Here is a 22043-nt window from a genome sequence, read left to right as displayed (position 1 = left end):
TACCACCATGGAAACTAGCTTGTACGACTTGAGCCCGCTCTTGCGGGTACTGGTGATCGGTGCCTTGATTGCCAGCGTGCCCGCACTCTGGGTCTATCTGCGCCACCGGGGCGGCTCCGGCCCCAGCCGCTACCAGGCGTTGGTCGCAGTGACCCTGTTCTTGACCTTCGACCTGGTGCTATTTGGCGCATTTACGCGGCTGACGGACAGCGGACTCGGGTGCCCTGACTGGCCCGGCTGCTACGGCAATGCCAGCCCCCTGGGCGCCAAACATGACATCGCCATGGCGCAGTCCCTATTGCCCGAGGGCCCTGTGACCCACGGAAAAGCCTGGATCGAAATGGTCCACCGCTATATGGCAACCGGCGTGGGCGCATTGATCACGCTCATGACTGTCTGGGCTTGGCGGAGCTATAAGCGTTCTCCGTCGACCTCCGTGAACCCATGGTGGCCGACGGTTACGCTGGTGTGGGTCTGTGTGCAGGGCGCTTTTGGTGCCTTGACGGTCACCATGAAGCTTTTTCCTGCGATCGTCAGTTTGCACTTGCTGGGGGGTTACACCTTGCTGGCACTGCTCGTGGCGCAAGTGGCCATGGGGCAACCGAAGAGTGTGCTGTCCTCCCGCAGCCGGAAATTGCCGCGTTCTTATGTGATCTGGACCGTAGCTGGCCTTGCCCTGTTGGTGCTTCAGGCGGCATCGGGTGCATGGGTCAGCACCAACTACGCGGTCTTGGCCTGTACCGAATTCCCGGGATGCCAAGGCACCATGTGGCCACCTATGGACTGGGCTGCCGCCCTCGAGTTTTGGCGCCCTTTGGGGCTGACAGCCTCTGGGGAGTCGCTGAGCTTTCAGGCGCTCACCGCAATACACATGGGACACCGCATGATGGCGATGCTCACCTTTGCCTTGTTGGGGGCCTTGGCTTGGTATTGGTACCGGCAGCCGGTGCTGAAACGACCGGCGCTTTGGTTGTGCGCCTTGTTGCTGCTGCAACTAGCCACCGGCTTGAGCAACGTGGTACTCGGCTGGCCCTTGCTGGCCGCCGTCATGCACACAGGCGGCGCAGGCGCGCTGGTCATGGTGTTAGTGTGGGCGTGGGTCCGGAGCCGCAATGCGGATGCCGCCGGCTGATAGAACAAAAACCAGAGAATCCGAATGACTGTTGATATGGCCGCCCCCAAGCCCTCTGTGCTGGCGCAATTCCACGCCCTGACGAAGCCCCGTGTGATTCAGCTGATTGTTTTTTGTGCGCTCATCGGCATGGTGCTGGCTGTGCCGGGCGCGCCGACGGCAGCGCAAGTACTCCATGCCGCGGTAGCTTGCTTTGGCATTTACCTCGTTGCCGGCGCGGCGGCGGCGTTCAATTGCATCGTGGAAAAAGGCATCGACGCCAAAATGAAGCGCACTGCGTGGCGTCCCACTGCGAGGGGCGAGTTGAGCGACACCCAGACGCTGATCTTCTCAGCCATGTTGTGTGCAGCCGGCTCTGCCATCTTGTACTTTTGGGTCAACCCGCTCACCATGTGGCTTACTTTCGCCACCTTTGTCGGCTACGCGGTGATCTATACCGTGATCCTCAAGCCCTTGACTCCTCAGAACATCGTGATCGGCGGCGCATCGGGCGCCATGCCGCCCGTGTTGGGCTGGTCGGCCATGACCGGGGATGTCGGCCCTGAAGCCCTGATCCTGTTTTTGATCATCTTCTTGTGGACACCTCCGCACTTCTGGGCCTTGGCCTTGTACCGCGTCGAGGACTACCGCAAGTCGGGCCTGCCGATGTTGCCCGTCACCCATGGCAGCGAATTCACCCGCCTGCAAATTCTGCTTTACACCTTCATGTTGCTGGCTGCGTGCTTGTTGCCCTTTGTGTATGGCATGAGCAGCTGGCTGTATCTGGTGGTGGCGGTGGGCCTGAGTCTGGGTTTTTGCTGGTATGCGGTGCGACTGCTGCGCCATTACTCGGATGAGCTGGCACGTGCCACCTTTCGCTTTTCGCTCATTCACCTGAGTGTGTTGTTTGCGGCCTTGCTGCTGGATCATTACTTACTATGAAAAAACGTTCTGCTATCGGTTTGATAGCTACCGGCGCACTATTTGCGGGCGTTGGTGGCTTGTTGAGTGCTTGCTCTGAGTCCAAGCCCCAGTTTTCATCGGTGGATGTGACCGGCGTGACCTATGCCAAAGACTTTGAGCTCACCGACCACAATGGCCAGGTACGCCGCCTCGGAGACTTCAAAGGCAAGATCGTGGTGATGTTTTTTGGCTTCACCCAGTGCCCAGACGTGTGCCCGACCTCCATGACCGAGTTGGCTGAAGTCAAAAAAGCGCTGGGGGCCGATGGGGACAAGTTGCAAGGCCTCTTTGTGACCGTGGACCCCGCGCGCGATACGCCCGAGGTGCTCAAGGGCTACATGGAGAACTTTGACCCCACCTTCCTCGCGCTCTACACCACGCCCGACAAGCTGGCCGCATTGGCGAAAGATTTCAAGGTGTACTACAAGCGCGTCGATGGCCAGACCCCGACCAGCTACACCATGGACCACTCCGCCGGTAGCTACATCTATGACACCAAAGGCAACCTCCGCTTGTTCACCCGCTATGGCAGCGGGGCGAAGGTGCTTGCAGCCGATATTCAGCACCTGCTGAAGTCCTGAGCTGCTTGTAAAGGTGAGCGCCACACCCCTGCCGTGGGGGCGCTCAGACGGGCGATGCTCGCCGCTTAATCGGTTTTGATGCCCTGCTGAGTGATGATGCCGCCTAGCAGGGCGGTATCCGCTTTGATCCGGTTGGCCAGTCCTTCGGCCGAGGTGCCCTGCACCGTCCAGCCCTGCTGGAACATTTTTTGACGCATCTCCGGGCTGCGGGCAATCTCACTGAACAAGCGGGACAAACGCGCCACCACCGGCTTGGGCATGCTGTTGGGCGCGGCTACGGCGTTCCAGATCTCCAGGTTCAGGTCCTTCACCCCGGCTTCTGACAAGCTGGGAATCTCCGGAACCAAGGCACTGCGCACACTGGCGGTGATGCCGATGGCTTTGAGCTTGCCGGCCTTGATTTGCGCAGATGCCAGGGCAGGGGGCAACAGGCTCAGCTGCAAATCACCCGCGATCATGGCAGTAGCCACTTGCGGGTAACCGGCGTAGGGCACGTGCAGGGGAGCGATGCGCGCTTTGGCTTTGAGCAGTTCCATGCCGATATGACCCACGGTGCCCACGCCCGGTGTGCCGTAGTTCCACTTGTCGCCGGAGGCCCGCGCTGCGGCCAGAAACTCGGTGGCATTGTTGCCCGGTGCACCAGCAGGCGCTGTAAGCACCAGCGGCGACACGCCCAGCAGGCTCACCGGCGTCAAGTCTTTGAGCGGGTCATAGCTCAGCTTGGGGTTGAGCAACTTGGCAATCGTCATGTTGCCGTTGATCATCAGCCCGATGGTGTGGTCATCCGAGGCTTTGGCAACCGCGTCGGCGGCGATGTTGCCCGCAGCACCCACCTTGTTTTCCACAATCACCGGCTGCCCCAAGGCTTTGGACAAGGGTTCGGCAAACGCCCGCGCCGTCAGGTCTGGCGATGATCCGCCCGGGAAGCCGACGATGATGCGGACCGGTTTGGTCGGCCATGCAGCTGTTTGGGTGTTGTTTTGGGCGTTGGCGCCCATAGATAGAGCGCAGGTAGCTATGGAAAGCATAGCAACTGCAGCGGTGCGGCGTGTAGGTGTCATTGACTCTGTGTCCAAGAAAAAGCCCCTGCAGGCGGGGCCGGCAGGGGCATTGTGCGTGAAGTTGTGCGGCCTGTGCCGCTGCAGCCTCAGGCGTAGGCGGCGAGCGCCGTTTTCATCTTCTTCATGGCGGCCACTTCGATCTGGCGAATGCGCTCGGCGCTCACGCCGTATTCGGCGGCCAGGTCGTGCAGCGTCATGCCGCCGGAATTGTCGTCGTTCACCTTGAGCCAGCGCTCTTCCACGATGCGGCGGCTGCGGTCGTCCAAGCTGTTCAGCGCAGTGGCGATGCCGTCTGTGGCTAACACGTCGCGTTGGCGGGCCTCAATCATCGCCACCGGCTCGTGGTTGGTGTCCGTCAGATAGGTGATCGGGCCGAAGGCATCTTCGCCATCGTCCGAAGGGCTGGGGTCCAGCAGCACGTCGCCACCGGCCAGGCGTGCTTCCATTTCCAGCACCTCTTCGGGCTTCACGTTCAGTTCCCGCGCCATGGTGCGGACTTGGTCGGGGTTCAGGGTGTCGCGGTGGGTGTCGAGGTCGGCAGCAGCGTCTTCGCCCTTGAAGCGTTGCTTCATCGAGCGCAGGTTGAAAAACAGTTTGCGCTGGGCCTTGGTGGTGGCCACCTTCACCATGCGCCAATTTTTCAGGATGTATTCGTGGATTTCGGCCTTGATCCAGTGCAGTGCGTAGCTCACCAAGCGTACACCTTGTTCGGGGTCGAAGCGTTTGACCGCTTTCATCAGGCCCACATTACCTTCCTGAATCAGGTCGCCGTGGGGCAGGCCATAACCCAGGTATTGGCGGGCAACCGACACTACCAAACGCAAGTGAGAGAGCACTAACTTACCGGCAGCCTCAAGATCGTTGTCGTTCTTGAACTTGCGGGCGTATTCCTGCTCTTCTTCCAGCGTGAGCAGCGGCAAGCGGTTGGCGGCGGAAATGTAGGCGTCCAAGTTCCCCAACGGCGGCACCAGTGACCACGGGTTGGCCGTGGCCAGGGCGGTGCGGGGGGCAGCGATCAATGCGGACATAGGGAACTCCTTCTCTTCAAACTTTATATTAGCACTCGTTGGAGGTGAGTGCTAACGAAGAAGTTCAATCCACCAATCAGAGTAGGGGTGAGGCCCTCGGTATAGCGCGAAATCAAAAACCTTGTGCTGGCGCCCTAGGCTGAAAGCGGCGCACCATACGCCAGGAATTTAATTTCGCCCCGATTCATTAAAGGACACCTTGATATGCAACGCACACTCTCCCGTATCGCCTTGGCCGTTGGCCTGCTCGCCGGCGCCATCGCCGCGCCCAACGCTATGGCGGATGCGCCCATGGTCAAGACCCAGGCGCCCGGGTTTTACCGGGTGATGGTCGGTGACTTTGAAGTCACCGCCATTTCCGACGGCACGGTCAAGCTGCCCATGCTCAAGCTGATGAACAACCAGCCGCCCGAGAAAATTGCAGAGGCGCTCAAGCGCGGCTTCCTCAAAGAGATGGTGGAAACCTCGGTCAACACCTACCTGATCAACACCGGCAGCAAGCTGGTGCTGGTGGACACCGGCGCAGCGGGCTTGTTTGGCCCCACCTTGGGTAACTTGCTTGCGAACCTGAAGGCGGCTGGCTACCAGCCCGAGCAGGTGGACGAGATTTACATCACGCACATGCACCCTGACCATGTGGGCGGGCTCATGGCGCAAGGCAGCATCGCGTTTCCGAACGCCACCTTGCGCATCGACAAACGCGATGTGGACTTCTGGCTGAGCGACGCCAATCTGGCCGCCGCGCCCGAAGGCAACAGGGGCTTTTTCCAAGGTGCCATGGCCTCGGTCAAGCCCTATGTGGCGGCCGGCAAGCTCAAGCCGTTTGAGGGCAATACTGAGCTGGTGCCCGGCATCCGCGCGGTGTCTACCTATGGCCACACCCCCGGTCACGCCAACTATGTGGTCGAAAGCAAGGGTGAAAAGCTCATGCTCTGGGGCGACTTGATGCACTTGGCCGCGGTGCAGTTTGATGATCCGAGTGCCACCATCGCTTTCGACACAGACAACAGCGCAGCCCAGCAGCAGCGCGCAAAGGCGTTTGAAGAGGCAGCCAAAGGCGGCTACATGGTCGGTGTGACCCACGTGGCTTTCCCCGGCTTGGGTAACCTGCGGCCCGCGGCCAATGGCAAAGGCTATATCTGGGTGCCGCTGAATTACTCCTCCTTGAAGTAATCAAACATCTCGGTAATGAAAAAGGGGCCCTATAGGGCCCCTTTTGTTTGGCAACGCAGCTGTGCGCTTATGCCCAGCGCACTTTGTCCTTGCCGGAATACCAGTTGGAGAGCTGTGGCTCTACCGCGGACTCAATGCGGGCGCGCTTGATTTTCATGGTGGGTGTCAGCATGCCGTTTTCAATCGACCATGGCTCCGGTGCCACCACCAGCATTTGCAGCTTTTCGTAGTCCGGCAGTTCCGCGTTGACGCTGTCGAGCAATTGCTCGAGTTCGGCATGGACAGCGGCTTTGAACGCGGGGTCTGCCTTTACCTGGGGGCGCACGGTTTCCGCCAGCACCACGATGGCATAGGCCGATGGCTGGCCTACGCCGGACACCATGCTGGTTTCAATGCGGTTGCAGGCGTTCAGGCGGTTTTCAATCGGCGCAGGCGCCACGTATTTGCCCTTGGATGTTTTGAACAGCTCTTTCACCCGACCGGTGAGTTTGAGCAGGCCATCGGCACGGCGCTCGCCCTTGTCGCCGGTGCGGAAGAAGCCGTCTTCGGTGAACACCTCAGCATCCAGGTCCGGGCGCTTGTAGTAGCCCACAAACTGGCCTGGAGACTTGATGAGCACTTCGCCTTCTTCGCTGATGCGCACTTCCACGCCCTTGAGCGGTACACCCACGCAACCGGGTGCATTGATCTTGTCGGTGGAGTTGTGCGAATACGCAAAGTCTTCCGTCATGGCGTAACCCTCGATCAGGTTCAGGCCCAAGCGGCGGTACCAGGCAATCAGCTCAGCCGGAATGGGCGCAGAGCCGCTACCCGCCAGCAAGGCGTGGTCCAGGCCCAAGCCCTTGAGCACCTTGCGGCCCACGATCTTGCCCAGAATCGGGATGCTCAGCAGCCGGTCCAGCTTCTTGGGCGGCATCTTGGCAAACACACCTTGCTGGAACTTCAGCCAGAGGCGGGGTACGGAGATGAACGTGACGGGCTTGGCGCGGTTCAAGTCCTGAATGAAGGTGTCCAGCGACTCGGCAAAAAACAGCTGGGTGTTTCCGTTCACCAGCGTGGCCGACTCGACCCACGCGCGTTCGAACACGTGCGCCAAGGGCAGATAAGACAACATGCGGTTGCGGGTGTTGGAGCCAATGCGCGCCTGGGTATCGTTGTTGATGCCCTCAGCCGCTGCGGTGATGCGCTCAAAGCTGTGCATCACGCCCTTAGGCTGTCCGGTGGAGCCGGAGGTGTACATCAGGATGGCGATGTCCTTGCCGCCACGGGCCGGCTGGCCGGTCAGGGGCTTGGTGCGGCCGGTGATGGCATCCCACGCCTCGTAGCTGTTCTTCGGGGCCAGCGGGAAGGCAATGATGGGCATGCCAGCAGGAATGCCGGGCTGCTGCTGGTCAAAGGTGTCGAGCTTGCCGACGAACAGCAGGCTGGCCTCGCTGTGCTCGAGCACATAGCGCACGGTGTCCGCGGTCTCGGTCGGGAAAATGGCAACCGTCGTGCAACCGGCCATCCAGATGGCGAGCTCCGCCATGATGAAGTGGGCACAGTTCTTGGACAGGATGGCGACGCGCGCACCGGGCTCCAGGTTCTGCGCCTTCAAGTGCGCGGCCATGCGGCGCGCCTGGTCGAGGGTTTGTTTCCAGGTGTAGTCCACCACCTGCCCACCGCCGACCGGTTGGGTCATGAAGATCTGATCGGCGTGCGTGGTTTCGTGGCTGTAAACGTAGTCCAGCATGAGTTTGGCTTGGGCCATTTTTGTCTCCTCGTTATGGTTTGTTCGCACCATTGTCTGGTCTTTTGAGCGCAAAAGAGAGCTTTATGTGACCAAGTCCCCCTGGAATAGAGGGGGGCTACTATTTGTGGGTCATTTTGGTCGAGCCGTGTTTGGCGTTTTTTGTCCTCTGCTTGTCGTGTATCGTGGTTTTGCGCATATTCAATGGCGGGTAGCATTGGATCACCGTATAACCAAAGGTGTCCTTCCATGTCCTCCGTATCTACCCTGAAGCCCGCGCTCATCATCATTGATGTGCAGCAATCTTTCACCCAAATGCCCTTTTGGCAGCAGGGCATTCTGGGCCCCTTTGAGGCCGCTTTGCTGCGCCTGGAAGCCGGTTGCCGCGCGGCGGGTGTGCCGGTGGTACACATCTTTCATGTGGGGCTGGCCGGCCCCTTCCGCGAAGACTCCGGGTTTGTGAAGCCCTTGCCCTGGTTGCCCGGTAACCCGGATGTGCGGTTTGACAAACACACCCACAACGCCTTTACCGATACCGGGCTGGACTTGTGGCTGCGTCGCCAAGGGGTGGGCAAGCTCCTCATCTCCGGCATTCGCACCGAGCAATGTTGCGAAACCACCGCCCGTGTCGGCTCGGACCTGGGCTACGCCGTGGACTTTGTGTCTGAAGCCACCTTGACCTTCCCCATGACCCACGCCGGCAGTGGGCGCACCTTCAGCGCTGAAGACATCACCACCCGCACCGAGCTGGTTTTGCAAGACCGGTTTGCGCGTATCGTCGATGTCGATACCTGTCTCGCCGGCCTGCCTTCCGCCCACTAAATCGTCGCCCTGAGGTCGAAACCGCCATGCTCCAACTCCGCCCCAACTGCGAATGCTGCAACACCGATTTGCCGCCCGCCGCCCTGAATGCCCGGATCTGCTCGTTTGAATGCACCTTCTGTGCGGACTGTGCCGACACCAAGCTGCAAGGCATCTGCCCCAATTGTGGTGGCGAGCTGGTGCGCCGCCCGGTGCGCCCGGCCGCCAAACTGGCCAACAACCCGCCCTCCGCTGAGCGCGTGTTCAAGCCGCAGGGATGCGCGCCCCAAGCGGACTCGGCGGTATCTGCATGAGCGCAGCCTTGCCCATGCGGCCCAAAGACTTGGGGCTGGCGCTGCTGGTCATTCTGGTGTGGGGCGTGAACTTTGCCGTCATCAAGGTGGGGGTGGTGGGCGTGCCGCCCTTGTTGCTGGGGGCGTTGCGCTTTGCGCTGGCCGCGTTCCCGGCGCTGTTGTTTTTGAAGCCGCCCAAGGTGCCCCTGCGCTGGTACCTGGCCTATGGCCTCACCATTTCGGTGGGGCAGTTTGCATTTCTGTTCACCGCCATCCATGTAGGCATGCCATCGGGGCTGGCGTCGCTGGTGTTGCAGTCGCAATCGTTTTTTACCCTGTTGCTGGCGGCCTGGTGGCTCAAAGAGCGTTGGCAGGCCAACCAGATGGCCGGGCTGTTGCTGGCCGCCTGCGGCTTGGTGCTGATTGGCAGCGCAGCAGGGCCGGCAGGCGCTGGTGTGTCCATGCCGCTGCTGGGCTTTTTGCTTACGGTGGCAGCGGCCGTCATGTGGGCCTGCGGCAATATCGTGACCCGCACCGTCAGCCGCTACGGCCCGATGAATCAGTTGGCCTTTGTGGTGTGGGCGAGCCTGGTGCCGCCGCTGCCGTTTCTGGCGCTGTCGCTGGTGATAGAAGGGCCTGACGCGATCGCCACGGCCTTGCAGAATATCGGCTGGAGCACCTTCGCGGCCATCGCCTATTTGGCTTGGGCTGCCACTTTGCTGGGCTACGGTTTGTGGACGCACCTGATGTCCCGCTACGCCACCAACCGGGTGGCGCCGTTTACCTTGCTGGTGCCGGTGGTCGGCTTGACCACGGGTTGGGTGGTGTTCGGCGAGGCCCTGCGGCCAGTGCACTTTGCCGGTGGTGCGCTGTTGATGGCGGGACTGCTGCTCAATGTGTTCGGCGCGCCGCTGCTGGCGCCGTGGGTGGCGCGCTGGCAGCGCGGCCGGTCTGAGTAATGCGCACACCATGACGGCTGCCACACCGCTTCACATTTACCTGGTGCTCACGCCCAATGTGCTGATGCTGGACTACGCCGGTCCGGCCGAGGCGCTGCGCATGGCGCGTGACATGGGTGCACCGATCGCGCTGCACGCGTGCGGCCCGCAGGGCGATATTCCCACGTCCCTGAACACCGGCCTGACCGGCCTGGAGGCACTGCCTAGCGCCTTGCCCGAGCGCAGCCTGGTGCTGGTGGTGGGCAACAGCAACGAGGCGGTGGACTACGCCACCGACGCCGCACGCGCTGTGGTGCACTGGCTGCAGGCTTTGCCACCGGGCACCCGCTTGGCGAGCATTTGCTCCGGGGCCTTGCTGCTGGCGCAAGCCGGCTGCCTTGACGGCCGGCACTGCACCACCCACCACACCCTGATTGCCGACTTGCAGGCCCTGGCCCCGCGCGCGCAGGTGGTGTCTGACCGCATTTTTGTGGACGACGGCGAGGTGCTCACCAGTGCGGGCATTACCACCGGCATAGACCTCGCGCTGTACTTGATCGAGCAGGAGGCAGGGGCTGAACTGGCCGCCCGCGTGGCCCGCCGTTTGGTGATGTACCAGCGCCGCGGCACCCACGACCCGCAGGTTTCACCCTGGCTGGCGCACCGCAACCACATGCACCCTGCAGTGCACCGCGCGCAAGACGCGGTGGCCCGCGAGCCGCAGCGCAACTGGACCTTGGCTGAGCTGGCGGATGTGGCTTGCGTGAGCCCGCGCCATTTGACCCGCTTGTTTGCGCAGCATGCCGGCATCAGCGTGGTGGTGTACCAGCAGCAGTTGCGTATTGCCCGCGCCAAACAACTGCTGGCGCAGCACGGCTGGCCGGTCGAGCGGGTGGCCGAGGCGTGTGGCTTTGCCTCCGCGCGTGACTTGCGCCGGGTGTGGCGCAAATACGAGCCCGGTTCGCCGGCCAGCGCCCGCGCGGCCGATTGAAGACCGTTCGGCAGCGAACCGACATGCCACACCGCACCTTCTAACCTGCTTTGATGCGGTGTCTTGCCGCACGTCCATGGCAGGAGAAATGCAATGTTGAAACACAAAGTGGCGCTGGTGACCGGTGCTGCGTCGGGCATAGGTCGTTCGGTGGCCTTGTTGTTGGCGCGTGAGGGTGCCCGTGTCGTGGTGTCTGATGTGCAGTTGGACGCAGGTGCCGACACCGTAGCCCTGGTCCGCGCGCAAGGTGGCGAGGCCATATTTGTGGCCGCCGATGTAGGCAAGCCCGCCGAGGCGCAGGCCTTGGTTGCGCGCGCGGTCGTGCATTACGGCCGGCTGGATATTGCGGTCAACAACGCCGGCATTGCCGGCCCCACGGCGCCCACGGCCGACTACCCGCTGGACGGCTGGGCCCGCGTGCTCAACATCAACCTCAATGGCGTGTTTTACGGCATGCAGGCCCAGATTGAAGCCATGCTCAAGCATGGTGGCGGCTCCATCGTCAACATGGCCTCGGTGCTGGGCGCAGTCGGCTTTAGCGGCTCGGTGGCCTACACCGCCGCCAAGCACGGCGTGGTGGGGCTGACCCAGGTGGCTGCACTGGAGTACAGCGCGCAAGGTGTGCGGGTGAATGCGGTGGGCCCGGGCTTTATTGAAACGCCCATGGTCAGCAAACTCTCCGAAGACCCCGCCACCCACGCCATGCTGGTGGCTGCCCACGCTGCCGGCCGTTTGGGTCGGCCTGCCGAGGTGGCCGAGCTGGTCGTGTGGCTGGCCTCAGACCGCGCCTCGTTCGTCACCGGGGCGTATTACCCGGTGGATGGCGGCTATCTCGCCCGGTAGTCGGTTATTGGCTGGCGTAGAGGTTGCGCTCGATGATCTTTTGTATTTCGCCGCGCGCATAGCCCTGCCGGATGACTTCGTTAAACCCCCGCAGCCAATCGCCCATCTGCATGGTTTTGGGGAAGGCCAGGTAGTTCGGGTCGCGGCGCAGCGGCACCGGCAGCACTACAAAGTTCTTCCACTGGCTTTTGGGTATTTTGTGGAGGCGCAGGGTTTCTTGAAACCCGGCCTTGCCCACATTGAAGAGTGCGCAGTCAATCCGCCCGGCGGCGAGTTTGCTCAGGCGGTTGCGCGCGCCGTTGTCCCTGTCGATCGAGAACACGCCGTCTTGGTGCGCGCGGTCAAAGGCACTGCCAAAACTGGCGCCCCGCACCGTGCCCAGGGTTTTGCCTTGCAGGTCGCTCAGGCTTTGGTAGTTGAACTCGTGGCCTTTGCGCACCACGATCACTACCTCGTCATAAAACAAAGGCTCGGAGTAATCAAACACCTCATCGCGCCGCCATGTCCAGGAAATGCCCAGCAAGCCCCCCTGGCCTGATGCCGACGCCATATAAGCCCTGGCCCACGGGTACAAACTCAGCTCGAAGCGGTGTTGCGGCATCTGCTTGTCCGCGTAGTTCAAGATGTCAATCAGCACGCCACGCTGCTCGCCCTCGTGCACAAACATCTTGGGGGGCGAGCCATCGCCACTGAAGACCGGAATCACAGGCGCTGTCGCATAGGCACTGCCGGCCAGGCTGAGCGCCAGCATGCAAAGCCTCCCCATGAATGCGAACCAGCGTTTCAAAGCAATCCTTTTTTGCGATTTTGTCTAGTAAGTGAACTAATGTTGCGGCCGCAAGTATGCAGGTTTTTGAAAACGGTTTCCACGTCGTTGCCTTGCCCCGTGTTTCAATAGCGAGCCGTACTGTTTGCTGCACTCCATGACCCCCGAAGCCCAAAAACTCTGGCGCGCCCCGCAATGGGCGTTTTCCATCCTGCTCGCTTTGCTCGGCATGTTGGGGCCGTTCTCTATCGATACCTATTTGCCCGCGTTTGCCGGCATCAGCCAGTCTTTGGGGGCCACGCCGGTGCAGATGCAGCAAACGCTGTCGGCCTACCTGTTCGGCTTCGCCTTCATGGCGTTGTTCCATGGTTCCATTTCAGACAGCTTCGGCCGGCGCCCGGTGGTGCTGTGGGGGCTGGCAGCGTTCACTATTGCCTCGGTCGGGTGTGCGCTGTCGCAAACCATCGGCCAGCTCATTTTCTTCAGGGCCATGCAGGGCTTGTGTACCGGTGCGGGCATTGTGATTTCACGCGCGGTCATTCGTGATGTGTATCCGCCCTCGCAGGCGCAAAAGGTCATGAGCCAGGTCACCATCTTCTTCGGTGTGGCGCCTGCGATCGCACCCATGGTGGGGGGCTGGCTGCTGATTCATGCCAGCTGGCACGGCATCTTCTGGTTCCTGGCCGCAGTCGGCGTGGCGCTGTGGATGTCTAACTACTTTTTGTTGCCAGAGACCTTGCCACCGGCACAGCGCCAGCACTTCCATGTCAAAAACCTGTTGGCCGGGTATTGGAAGCTGGGCTCCGACCCGCGCTTTTTGTTGCTGGCGCTGGCCAGCGGCATTCCGTTCAACGGCATGTTTTTGTATGTGCTGAGTGCGCCGGTGTTTTTGGGTGAGCACTTGGGGTTGCAGCCCCAGCAGTTTTTCTGGTTTTTTGTGCTCACTATCAGCGGCATCATGGGCGGCGCGTTTGTCAGCGGCCGGGTGGCCGGCAAGATTGCGCCCAAGCGCCAGATCCGCAACGGCTTTCTCATCATGCTCGCCATCGGGGTGATCAACCTCGTAGCCAACCTGCTGTTCAAGGCGCATGTGAGCTGGGCGCTGTTCCCCATCGCTATCTTCGCCTTCGGGTGGGCGCTCATGGTGCCGGTGGTGACCTTGCTGGTGCTGGACTTGCACCCCGACCGTCGGGGCATGGCGTCTAGCCTGCAGATGTTTGTGGGCTCCACGGCCAATGGCATCGTGGCCGGGGTGGTGTCGCCGCTGGTCATGCATTCCACCATCGGCTTGGCCAGTGCCTCGGTGCTGATGATGTGCGTGGGCCTGTGCTCGTGGGTGTTCATTCGCAGCCGCTGGCCCGAGATCGGACGGCGCGTGGAGGAGTTGTGATGCGAGCGCTGTGTGGTTTGCTGCTTGCCAGCGCGGTGCTGGTGTTGGCTGGCTGTTCGAGTGCGCCTACGACCCCTTCATCGCCTGCAGCAGTACCCCAGCCGGCTGCCCGCTTGACGCTGGATCAGGCTAACGACGTTACCGTCATGGCCATTGGCCTGGTGGGCACGCCCTATCGCTACGGCGGCAACACACCCGCTAGCGGGTTCGATTGCAGCGGCCTGATTGGCTATGTGTACCAACAGCGCGCCGGTGTCGTGGCGCCGCGCACCACCGGTGGTTTGATTGATTGGGGCACCAGCATCCCCGCGCCCAGCTTGCGCACCGGTGACCTGGTGGTATTCGCCCAAAACGGCCGCGCCAACCATGCCGGCATCTACGTGGGCGAAGGCCGCTTTGTGCATGCGCCGTCTACCGGTGGCACCGTGCGGCTGGATCGGTTGAATTCGTCGTACTGGGCCAAGCAGCAGGTGAGTTACCGGCGGCCCTGAGGGGGGCTTAACTTTGATGAGTTTTTTCTATTGACTTGGCGTTGATAGGGCTAAGTAATTTGGCGCATTTGCGCCAAATCCCATTTACTTAGTTGTCCCTGCAAAACCCCTGCAACCCGCATGAACGCTTGTGATCTGGGGTGATTCCGGATGGTCAGAACTCTCAAATAGATATTCAATGGAGTCTGTTTTCTGGGAGTTTTTGAAAGCAGCGCCATGACCGATGACTTTTTCCGCAACCGCCTGGATCAGATGATCGATTTGCGCCACCCTCTGGCGGTGCTTGCTAACCGCATGCCTTGGCAAGAGATCGAAGCCTCCCTCGTCCAGCGCTGGGCACGCCAGGTCAAGTCTGGCAAGAAGATAGAAGACTTGGACTTGTTTGGTCCGGTCTCGGCCGTTGCCGGTGGCGGCGTCTCCAATGCCGGCCGTCCCCGTCTGCCCACCCGGTTGGGTATTTCGGACGAACGTGAACAGCCATTTCGGGCAACGTGAACGGGCGTTTTGATAGCTTGCAGCTAAGGATTTCGGCATCGTGAACGTTGATTTCGGAGTCGTGAACAGCGAATGTGGCGCAGGCGTATGCCTGCATAGAAGTGGGGACTGAAGTTGCGCAAATGAGACCACCCTGGCGGGTAGGCTGCCTGATTTTTGACAGGAGGCCGGATGCCCGCCCGAAAGATCGCGATGCGCAAAGTTAAAGAAACATTGAGATTGAGCCTGGAGTGCAGGCTACCCTACGATCAGATATCCCAAGCCCTGGGACTGTCCAAAGGCGTCATCTCCAAATACATCCGTCAGGCTCTTGCAGCAGGACTGGATTGGAGTGCCATAGAAACCTTGGATGAGGGAGAGTTACACCGCAAATTGCGGGGCCAGCAAAGTGAGCCCGTTGTCTTTGTTGCGCCTGACTACGCACGGGTGCACTTGGAGCTGCGCGGCAAAGGCGTTACGTTGATGCTGCTGTGGCAAGAATACTGCGCCAAGTGGGCCGAAGACACCCAGGTCAGGCCTTACCAGTACACCCAATTCTGCGAGCACTACCGCCGGTTTGCCAAGACACTGAAGCGCTCAATGCGCCAAGTGCATCGCGCCGGAGAAAAACTGTTCATTGACTACGCTGGCCCGACCATTGTGCTGGCCGAGGGTGGTAAAGCCAATATCTTCGTGGCCGCCTTGGGCGCCTCAGGTTACGCCTTCGCGTGGGCGACACCTGCACAGACCACGGCAGATTGGCTGGAGGGGTGTGTCAAGGCGCTGACCTTCTATGGTGGAGTGCCGCAGCTAATCGTGCCGGACAACCCGCGCGCAGTGATTGCGCAGGTCAGCCGTTACGAGCCCCGAGCTACTGACACCGTGCTGGACTTTGCATGCCATTACGGCTGCAGCGTACTACCTGCGCGTGCCTACCACCCGCAGGACAAGGCCAAAGTCGAGTCCACGGTCCAGATTGTTGAGCGCTGGATATTGGCGCGACTGCGGCATCAATCGTTTCTTAGCGTCACTGAGGTCAACGCAGCCATTGCCCCTTTGCTGGAGTATCTGAACAACAAACCGTTTCAGAAGCTACCCGGATGCCGGGCAAGCGCGTTTACCGCCCTGGATGTGCCAGCATTGATGGCCCTGCCGCCTGAACCGTTTGAGCTTGCGGTATTCAAGACGGTCAAAGTACACATTGACTATCACGTCGAGTTTGAAGGCCACCGCTATAGCGTTCCACATGCACTGGTGGGCCAGACGCTGGAGCTGCGGGTGACCCGCACCACACTGGAGATTCTGAACCGGGGCCAGCGGGTGTGCAGCCACCTCAGAAGCGCTCGCCGGGGCGGCTTCACCACGACGGATGAACACATGCCAGAGGCACACCGGGCGCATGCACAGTGGAGTCCGGAGCGGCTTCTGGCCTGGGGCGAGCAAATCGGCGTGGCCACGGCCGGGGTAGTGAGCAAGATGCTGGAGCGCCAGCGCCACCCTGAACATGCCTACCGGGCCTGCTTGGGTTTGCTCTCCCTGGGGCGCCGATACGGCCATGCCAGGCTGGAAGCGGCGAGCTTGATGGCGCTGCAGTTGGGCACCTGCAAATACAGCCATATCCGCGACATCCTGGTCAACCGCGGGGATCAGTTGCTTAAGACCGAGGCCCCCGAGTGGAGCAGCCCGGCACATGCTCACGTGCGCGGGCCTGGCTATTACCAATAGAGACGAATGGAGAGACCCCCATGATGATGAATACGACATTAGCCCAACTGCGTGAATTGAGGCTGGAGGGCTTGGCCACGGGGCTGCAGGAGCAGCTCAGTCAAGCAGGCGTGGCGGCCATGAGCTTTGAAGAGCGGTTGGCGCTATTGGTAGACAGGGAGGTGCACTGGCGCAATGACAAGCGCCAAACCCGCCTGTTGAAACAGGCTAGGCTGAAGTATCCGCAAGCGGCTATCGAAGACATTGACAGCCGCGCCGGGCGCGGCATTCAACGCAGTGCAGTGATGAGTCTGGCCCTGGGCGGGTGGGTGCAAAGCGGACATGCTGTGCTGATTACGGGGCCGACCGGGGCGGGTAAATCCTGGCTGGCCTGTGCGTTGGCCCAACATGCGTGCCGGCGGGGCTTCAGTGCCCACTACCAGCGGGTGCCACGACTGGGGGAGGAATTGCGTATCCGCCATGCCAACGGCACGTTTGGCAAGTGGCTCGATCAGATCCGCAAAACCGATGTCCTGCTGCTCGATGACTGGGGCATGGCTGCGCTGGACAGCCAGAGCCGGGCGGACTTGCTGGAGATCATTGATGACAGGACATCAAGTCGGGCCACGATCATTACCAGTCAGTTGCCCATTGAGCATTGGCACGAGTGGATTGGTGACCCGACAGTGGCCGATGCGATGCTGGACCGGTTAATGGAGAACCATCATCGCTTCACGATCACGGGTGAGTCGTTGCGAAAGAAACCTGCACCCGGAAAAGGCAAAACCGCCAACGCTGAGTCCGCGGCGGGTTGATTAAGAAAAGCCCCAATCAACCAACCTGACAAGGAGTCACTCTGCCGAAAAACCACCTCGGCCTAAAATAAAAGAGCGCAATATCAGTTCCTCACTGCCGCTGCGTTCATATTGGCCGGAATCCATGTTCACGATCCCGGAATCGCCGTTCATCTTCGCCGAAATACGCACCCGGTTAATGGTTGCCTTGCTGTACCTCAAGCATGCGTTCAATGAGAGCGACGAGGACGTGATCCAGCGCTGGGGTGAGACCCCCACTTGGCAGTACTTTTCTGGCAACGAATACTTTGAACACCAGTGGCCGTGCGACCCGACACAACTGGGGCGCTTTCGTAAAGCTCTGGGCGAAGAAGGCGTGGAAGAACTGCTGGCCCGCACCATGGAAGTGGCGGTCACCCTCAAGCTGATTGCCAAGAAAGAATTGACCCGCATGATCGTGGACTCCACGGTGCAAGAAAAAGCTGTGGCACATCCCACCGACAGCAAGCTGCTGGAGACCGCCCGATCCAAGGTGGTCGAGTTGGCCAAAGCCAATGGCATCGAGCTCAAACAGACCTACGCCAAAGAAGGCCAACTGCTGGGCTACAAGGCTGGGCGCTATGCCCATGCCCGCCAGTTCAAGCGCATGCGCAAAGCCATCAAACGCCAGCGCACCATCGTTGGACGGCTGCAGCGCGAGGTGGCTCGCAAGATGACCACGCTCAGCCAAGCCATACAAGAGACCTTGGGCCAGACCTTGGACAAGGCCAAACGCTTGGTCACGCAGACCGGCAGTCGCAAGGCAGTGGACAACCGCGCCAAGCTCTACAGCTGGCATGCGCCCGAGGTGGAGTGCATCTCAAAAGGCAAGAGCCGCAATCCGTACGAGTTCGGCGTGAAGGTGGGTCTGGCCATGACGCTCAAGGGCAATTTGATCGTGGGAGCCAGGAGCTTTCCCGGTAACCCGTATGACGGGCACACCATGCACGAGCAGATCGAGCAAAGCGCTATCCTGATGCAAGGCTTGGGGGTCAAGCCCGAGGTGGTGTACGCAGACTTGGGCTACCGGGGTGTGGACAAAGACAACCCGGACATTGAGATCAAACACCGGGGCAAGGACAAGCGGTTGACCGATGAAGAGCGCAGACTGCTCAAACGGCGCCAAGCGATCGAGCCGATCATCGGGCACCTCAAAGCGGATCACCGCATGGACCGCTGCCACCTCAAAGGCTCAGCAGGCGATGCACTGCACGCGGTGCTGTGCGCGGCGGGCTACAACATCCGCTGGCTGCTGCGGATGATCGCCCGGAAAGGCCTGGGCCTTTTGTTGTGCCTGCTGCAGGTGAGCGGTTTGACGGGCTTGTTTGAGAAATTGGCCAAAATCATCGGCCTCAACCGACTGCAAGGCTCAGATCGGCGCTGGGGGGTGGCTTGAAGTGAATTTTGCAGGGACGACGATGTAGCCTCGCTCTGGCAGTGACTCGAAAATCTTCTTTCGAGAGTCAATGACGATTTCTTGTCCACATGCGGGGCAGGCTGGGTAGATATTGCTCACGCTATTTTTGCACGGCGTCACGATACGATTCAAATTTTGTTTGTATCAACGTAAAATACAAGAGCTTTCGAGCCCGTAACCAATATTACGTACGGACTTAATTGGAGCCTTTAAGCCCGAAATAACTTCAATTTTTTTACGAAGCCTACTGATAGAAACCTCAATCCTTCGATCGTCGTAAACCATAAAGTTAGCGCCAAGTGCAGTAACAAGAGATTTTCTACTTGCGATTTTTTCTGGTTGACTGAATAGCTCTTTCATTAATCTGGATTCCGTAAGTGTCAAGGATATTTTGTGCCCGTTAGGCGAAACCAGAAGTTTTTCTATCGGAAAAAGTTGCCAACAACTAATACTGGATGTGGCGTTTCTTCTGGATTCAGCTCTGTGAATAACAGCATCAAGCTCTCTGAAACTCACTGGTTTTGAAAGAAAAGTGTCTGCTCCGGCTTCAAAGCTGCGTACACGTGACTCAACATCGCAGCACGCCGTCAGCATTACGATGCTCAGACCAGATGTACTGTTATATCTACGAGCTATCTCAATTCCGCTTTCACCTGGAAGCCCAATATCAATAAAAAGCAAGCTTGGAACTGTATTTTTAATCAAAGAATCAAGCTCCAGCGAGTTCGACAACCCAAAAACACTGTGCCCATGCCTTGTTAAATAATAAACTAACTCGCACCTAAGCTCTACATGATCTTCAACAATTGCAATAATCATAGCCTCTTACCAAGAAAAATGGAGAACTAAATAACTAGTTAGTTTTAAATTTTTTTTTAAAGATTTCTTGCAAATTCTTGCGTTTACGCCGTAAATGATCTATATTTTTATAAAATCAACTACCTTTAAGTTGATATCTATAAATACCGTCAATATACACTATTTTTCATTTGTACGATATTCACGGAACAGATTATATCTACTGCATGCGCATGGTTTGCTTTTAAGCAAATAGTGCCCATCATCCAAATTCTCCATTAAGCAGAATTTGAATATCAAACATTATTCAATAATTAACGAATGATCTCTGCCAAGACCTTGATTTGCGTTGAATTACATGCCACAAAAATAGACTACTAGGTCGTCCCTGCAAAATTCACTTCAAGCCACCCCCCAGCGCCGATCTGAGCCTTGCAGTCGGTTGAGGCCGATGATTTTGGCCAATTTCTCAAACAAGCCCGTCAAACCGCTCACCTGCAGCAGGCACAACAAAAGGCCCAGGCCTTTCCGGGCGATCATCCGCAGCAGCCAGCGGATGTTGTAGCCCGCCGCGCACAGCACCGCGTGCAGTGCATCGCCTGCTGAGCCTTTGAGGTGGCAGCGGTCCATGCGGTGATCCGCTTTGAGGTGCCCGATGATCGGCTCGATTGTTGATTAGTTGTCCCTGCAAAACCCCTGCAACCCGCATGAACGCTTGTGATCTGGGGTGATTCCGGATGGTCAGAACTCTCAAATAGATATTCAATGGAGTCTGTTTTCTGGGAGTTTTTGAAAGCAGCGCCATGACCGATGACTTTTTCCGCAACCGCCTGGATCAGATGATCGATTTGCGCCACCCTCTGGCGGTGCTTGCTAACCGCATGCCTTGGCAAGAGATCGAAGCCTCCCTCGTCCAGCGCTGGGCACGCCAGGTCAAGTCTGGCAAGAAGATAGAAGACTTGGACTTGTTTGGTCCGGTCTCGGCCGTTGCCGGTGGCGGCGTCTCCAATGCCGGCCGTCCCCGTCTGCCCACCCGGTTGGGTATTTCGGACGAACGTGAACAGCCATTTCGGGCAACGTGAACGGGCGTTTTGATAGCTTGCAGCTAAGGAGTCGTCCCTGCAAAATTCACTTCAAGCCACCCCCCAGCGCCGATCTGAGCCTTGCAGTCGGTTGAGGCCGATGATTTTGGCCAATTTCTCAAACAAGCCCGTCAAACCGCTCACCTGCAGCAGGCACAACAAAAGGCCCAGGCCTTTCCGGGCGATCATCCGCAGCAGCCAGCGGATGTTGTAGCCCGCCGCGCACAGCACCGCGTGCAGTGCATCGCCTGCTGAGCCTTTGAGGTGGCAGCGGTCCATGCGGTGATCCGCTTTGAGGTGCCCGATGATCGGCTCGATCGCTTGGCGCCGTTTGAGCAGTCTGCGCTCTTCATCGGTCAACCGCTTGTCCTTGCCCCGGTGTTTGATCTCAATGTCCGGGTTGTCTTTGTCCACACCCCGGTAGCCCAAGTCTGCGTACACCACCTCGGGCTTGACCCCCAAGCCTTGCATCAGGATAGCGCTTTGCTCGATCTGCTCGTGCATGGTGTGCCCGTCATACGGGTTACCGGGAAAGCTCCTGGCTCCCACGATCAAATTGCCCTTGAGCGTCATGGCCAGACCCACCTTCACGCCGAACTCGTACGGATTGCGGCTCTTGCCTTTTGAGATGCACTCCACCTCGGGCGCATGCCAGCTGTAGAGCTTGGCGCGGTTGTCCACTGCCTTGCGACTGCCGGTCTGCGTGACCAAGCGTTTGGCCTTGTCCAAGGTCTGGCCCAAGGTCTCTTGTATGGCTTGGCTGAGCGTGGTCATCTTGCGAGCCACCTCGCGCTGCAGCCGTCCAACGATGGTGCGCTGGCGTTTGATGGCTTTGCGCATGCGCTTGAACTGGCGGGCATGGGCATAGCGCCCAGCCTTGTAGCCCAGCAGTTGGCCTTCTTTGGCGTAGGTCTGTTTGAGCTCGATGCCATTGGCTTTGGCCAACTCGACCACCTTGGATCGGGCGGTCTCCAGCAGCTTGCTGTCGGTGGGATGTGCCACAGCTTTTTCTTGCACCGTGGAGTCCACGATCATGCGGGTCAATTCTTTCTTGGCAATCAGCTTGAGGGTGACCGCCACTTCCATGGTGCGGGCCAGCAGTTCTTCCACGCCTTCTTCGCCCAGAGCTTTACGAAAGCGCCCCAGTTGTGTCGGGTCGCACGGCCACTGGTGTTCAAAGTATTCGTTGCCAGAAAAGTACTGCCAAGTGGGGGTCTCACCCCAGCGCTGGATCACGTCCTCGTCGCTCTCATTGAACGCATGCTTGAGGTACAGCAAGGCAACCATTAACCGGGTGGGCAGACGGGGACGGCCGGCATTGGAGACGCCGCCACCGGCAACGGCCGAGACCGGACCAAACAAGTCCAAGTCTTCTATCTTCTTGCCAGACTTGACCTGGCGTGCCCAGCGCTGGACGAGGGAGGCTTCGATCTCTTGCCAAGGCATGCGGTTAGCAAGCACCGCCAGAGGGTGGCGCAAATCGATCATCTGATCCAGGCGGTTGCGGAAAAAGTCATCGGTCATGGCGCTGCTTTCAAAAACTCCCAGAAAACAGACTCCATTGAATATCTATTTG

General features: G+C 59.5%; 19 protein-coding genes and 4 pseudogenes. 16 read left to right on the top strand and 7 right to left on the bottom strand.

Features of this window, described 5'->3' with window-relative positions; all coding sequences use genetic code 11:
• The first annotated feature begins 7 nt into the window (after positions 1-7).
• Genes RAE21_RS12400 through RAE21_RS12390 form a run of 3 tightly spaced genes read left to right on the top strand, consistent with a single transcriptional unit; the run spans position 8 to position 2655 of the window.
• A complete protein-coding gene (locus RAE21_RS12400; protein ID WP_313881618.1) occupies positions 8-1132 on the top strand; it encodes a COX15/CtaA family protein in 1125 nt (374 codons plus the stop codon).
• Positions 1133-1156: 24 nt separating this feature from the next.
• The gene (gene cyoE / locus RAE21_RS12395; RefSeq protein WP_313881617.1) at positions 1157-2053 is read left to right on the top strand and encodes a heme o synthase; all 897 of its coding nucleotides are present in this window, start codon (positions 1157-1159) and stop codon (positions 2051-2053) included.
• Positions 2050-2655 (top strand): SCO family protein, encoded by a 606-nt coding sequence (locus tag RAE21_RS12390; protein ID WP_313881616.1) that lies wholly within the window; start codon positions 2050-2052, stop codon positions 2653-2655. The genes cyoE and RAE21_RS12390 overlap by 4 nt, the downstream gene beginning before the upstream one ends.
• Positions 2656-2720: 65 nt before the next feature.
• Here the strand turns inward: RAE21_RS12390 and RAE21_RS12385 are convergent, their stop codons facing one another.
• Positions 2721-3683: a Bug family tripartite tricarboxylate transporter substrate binding protein gene (locus tag RAE21_RS12385; protein WP_428984023.1), complete on the bottom strand. Its 963-nt coding sequence runs from the start codon at positions 3681-3683 to the stop codon at positions 2721-2723.
• Between the two features lie 119 nt (positions 3684-3802).
• Positions 3803-4744 carry an RNA polymerase sigma factor RpoH gene (gene rpoH, locus RAE21_RS12380; RefSeq protein ID WP_313881615.1) on the bottom strand — a complete coding sequence of 314 codons (942 nt, stop codon included), beginning with the start codon at positions 4742-4744 and terminating at the stop codon, positions 3803-3805.
• A gap of 204 nt (positions 4745-4948) precedes the next feature.
• On the opposite strand from rpoH, the gene RAE21_RS12375 reads away from it, so the two are divergent.
• Positions 4949-5917 carry an MBL fold metallo-hydrolase gene (locus RAE21_RS12375; protein ID WP_313881614.1) on the top strand — a complete coding sequence of 323 codons (969 nt, stop codon included), beginning with the start codon at positions 4949-4951 and terminating at the stop codon, positions 5915-5917.
• A 67-nt stretch (positions 5918-5984) separates the two neighbouring features.
• Here the strand turns inward: RAE21_RS12375 and RAE21_RS12370 are convergent, their stop codons facing one another.
• Complete coding sequence (locus tag RAE21_RS12370) at positions 5985-7667, bottom strand: AMP-binding protein (RefSeq protein ID WP_313881613.1); 1683 nt, start codon at positions 7665-7667, stop codon at positions 5985-5987.
• A gap of 228 nt (positions 7668-7895) precedes the next feature.
• Between RAE21_RS12370 and RAE21_RS12365 the strand changes: the two genes are divergently transcribed.
• The 5 genes from RAE21_RS12365 (at position 7896) to RAE21_RS12345 (ending at position 11512) form a co-directional block, all read left to right on the top strand.
• Positions 7896-8468, top strand: coding sequence for an isochorismatase family protein (locus RAE21_RS12365; RefSeq protein WP_313881612.1), 573 nt, complete (start codon positions 7896-7898; stop codon positions 8466-8468).
• Positions 8469-8494: 26 nt separating this feature from the next.
• A complete protein-coding gene (locus tag RAE21_RS12360; RefSeq protein ID WP_313881611.1) occupies positions 8495-8761 on the top strand; it encodes a DUF1272 domain-containing protein in 267 nt (88 codons plus the stop codon).
• A 14-nt stretch (positions 8762-8775) separates the two neighbouring features.
• Positions 8776-9699 (top strand): EamA family transporter, encoded by a 924-nt coding sequence (locus tag RAE21_RS12355; RefSeq protein WP_313882702.1) that lies wholly within the window; start codon positions 8776-8778, stop codon positions 9697-9699.
• A 10-nt stretch (positions 9700-9709) separates the two neighbouring features.
• A complete protein-coding gene (locus RAE21_RS12350) occupies positions 9710-10669 on the top strand; it encodes a GlxA family transcriptional regulator (RefSeq protein ID WP_313881610.1) in 960 nt (319 codons plus the stop codon).
• Positions 10670-10762: 93 nt separating this feature from the next.
• A complete protein-coding gene (locus RAE21_RS12345) occupies positions 10763-11512 on the top strand; it encodes an SDR family NAD(P)-dependent oxidoreductase (protein ID WP_313881609.1) in 750 nt (249 codons plus the stop codon).
• A 4-nt stretch (positions 11513-11516) separates the two neighbouring features.
• Here RAE21_RS12345 and RAE21_RS12340 read toward each other — a convergent pair whose 3' ends face one another.
• Positions 11517-12263: a substrate-binding periplasmic protein gene (locus tag RAE21_RS12340; RefSeq protein ID WP_313881608.1), complete on the bottom strand. Its 747-nt coding sequence runs from the start codon at positions 12261-12263 to the stop codon at positions 11517-11519.
• Positions 12264-12435: 172 nt separating this feature from the next.
• On the opposite strand from RAE21_RS12340, the gene RAE21_RS12335 reads away from it, so the two are divergent.
• The 6 genes and pseudogenes from RAE21_RS12335 to RAE21_RS12310 all read left to right on the top strand — a co-directional run.
• The gene (locus RAE21_RS12335; RefSeq protein ID WP_313881607.1) at positions 12436-13668 is read left to right on the top strand and encodes a multidrug effflux MFS transporter; all 1233 of its coding nucleotides are present in this window, start codon (positions 12436-12438) and stop codon (positions 13666-13668) included.
• Complete coding sequence (locus RAE21_RS12330; RefSeq protein WP_313875202.1) at positions 13668-14159, top strand: C40 family peptidase; 492 nt, start codon at positions 13668-13670, stop codon at positions 14157-14159. The genes RAE21_RS12335 and RAE21_RS12330 overlap by 1 nt, the downstream gene beginning before the upstream one ends.
• A gap of 216 nt (positions 14160-14375) precedes the next feature.
• Positions 14376-14612: pseudogene (locus RAE21_RS12325) on the top strand (IS5/IS1182 family transposase); the annotation flags it as partial.
• 213 nt (positions 14613-14825) lie between these two features.
• Complete coding sequence (gene istA, locus RAE21_RS12320) at positions 14826-16358, top strand: IS21 family transposase (protein ID WP_313881606.1); 1533 nt, start codon at positions 14826-14828, stop codon at positions 16356-16358.
• Between the two features lie 20 nt (positions 16359-16378).
• Positions 16379-17152, top strand: coding sequence for an IS21-like element helper ATPase IstB (istB, locus tag RAE21_RS12315; protein ID WP_313881564.1), 774 nt, complete (start codon positions 16379-16381; stop codon positions 17150-17152).
• A 172-nt stretch (positions 17153-17324) separates the two neighbouring features.
• Positions 17325-18566 (top strand): annotated as a pseudogene (locus RAE21_RS12310) (IS5 family transposase); the annotation flags it as partial.
• Positions 18567-18731: 165 nt separating this feature from the next.
• Here RAE21_RS12310 and RAE21_RS12305 read toward each other — a convergent pair.
• The gene (locus RAE21_RS12305) at positions 18732-19406 is read right to left on the bottom strand and encodes a response regulator transcription factor (protein ID WP_313881605.1); all 675 of its coding nucleotides are present in this window, start codon (positions 19404-19406) and stop codon (positions 18732-18734) included.
• A 381-nt stretch (positions 19407-19787) separates the two neighbouring features.
• Positions 19788-20054 (bottom strand): annotated as a pseudogene (locus tag RAE21_RS12300) (hypothetical protein); the annotation flags it as partial.
• Between the two features lie 134 nt (positions 20055-20188).
• On the opposite strand from RAE21_RS12300, the pseudogene RAE21_RS12295 reads away from it, so the two are divergent.
• A pseudogene (locus tag RAE21_RS12295) lies at positions 20189-20425 on the top strand (IS5/IS1182 family transposase); the annotation flags it as partial.
• 93 nt (positions 20426-20518) lie between these two features.
• Here RAE21_RS12295 and RAE21_RS12290 read toward each other — a convergent pair.
• Positions 20519-21991, bottom strand: a complete 1473-nt coding sequence (locus RAE21_RS12290) for an IS5 family transposase (RefSeq protein WP_313880209.1) — start codon at positions 21989-21991, stop codon at positions 20519-20521.
• Positions 21992-22043: the final 52 nt, after the last annotated feature.

Source organism: Rhodoferax potami, from assembly GCF_032193765.1.
Classification (GTDB): Bacteria; Pseudomonadota; Gammaproteobacteria; order Burkholderiales; family Burkholderiaceae_C; genus Allorhodoferax; species Allorhodoferax potami.
The sequence above is the reverse complement of the archived record's forward strand: the minus strand, read 5'-3'. Positions and strand labels throughout refer to the sequence as shown.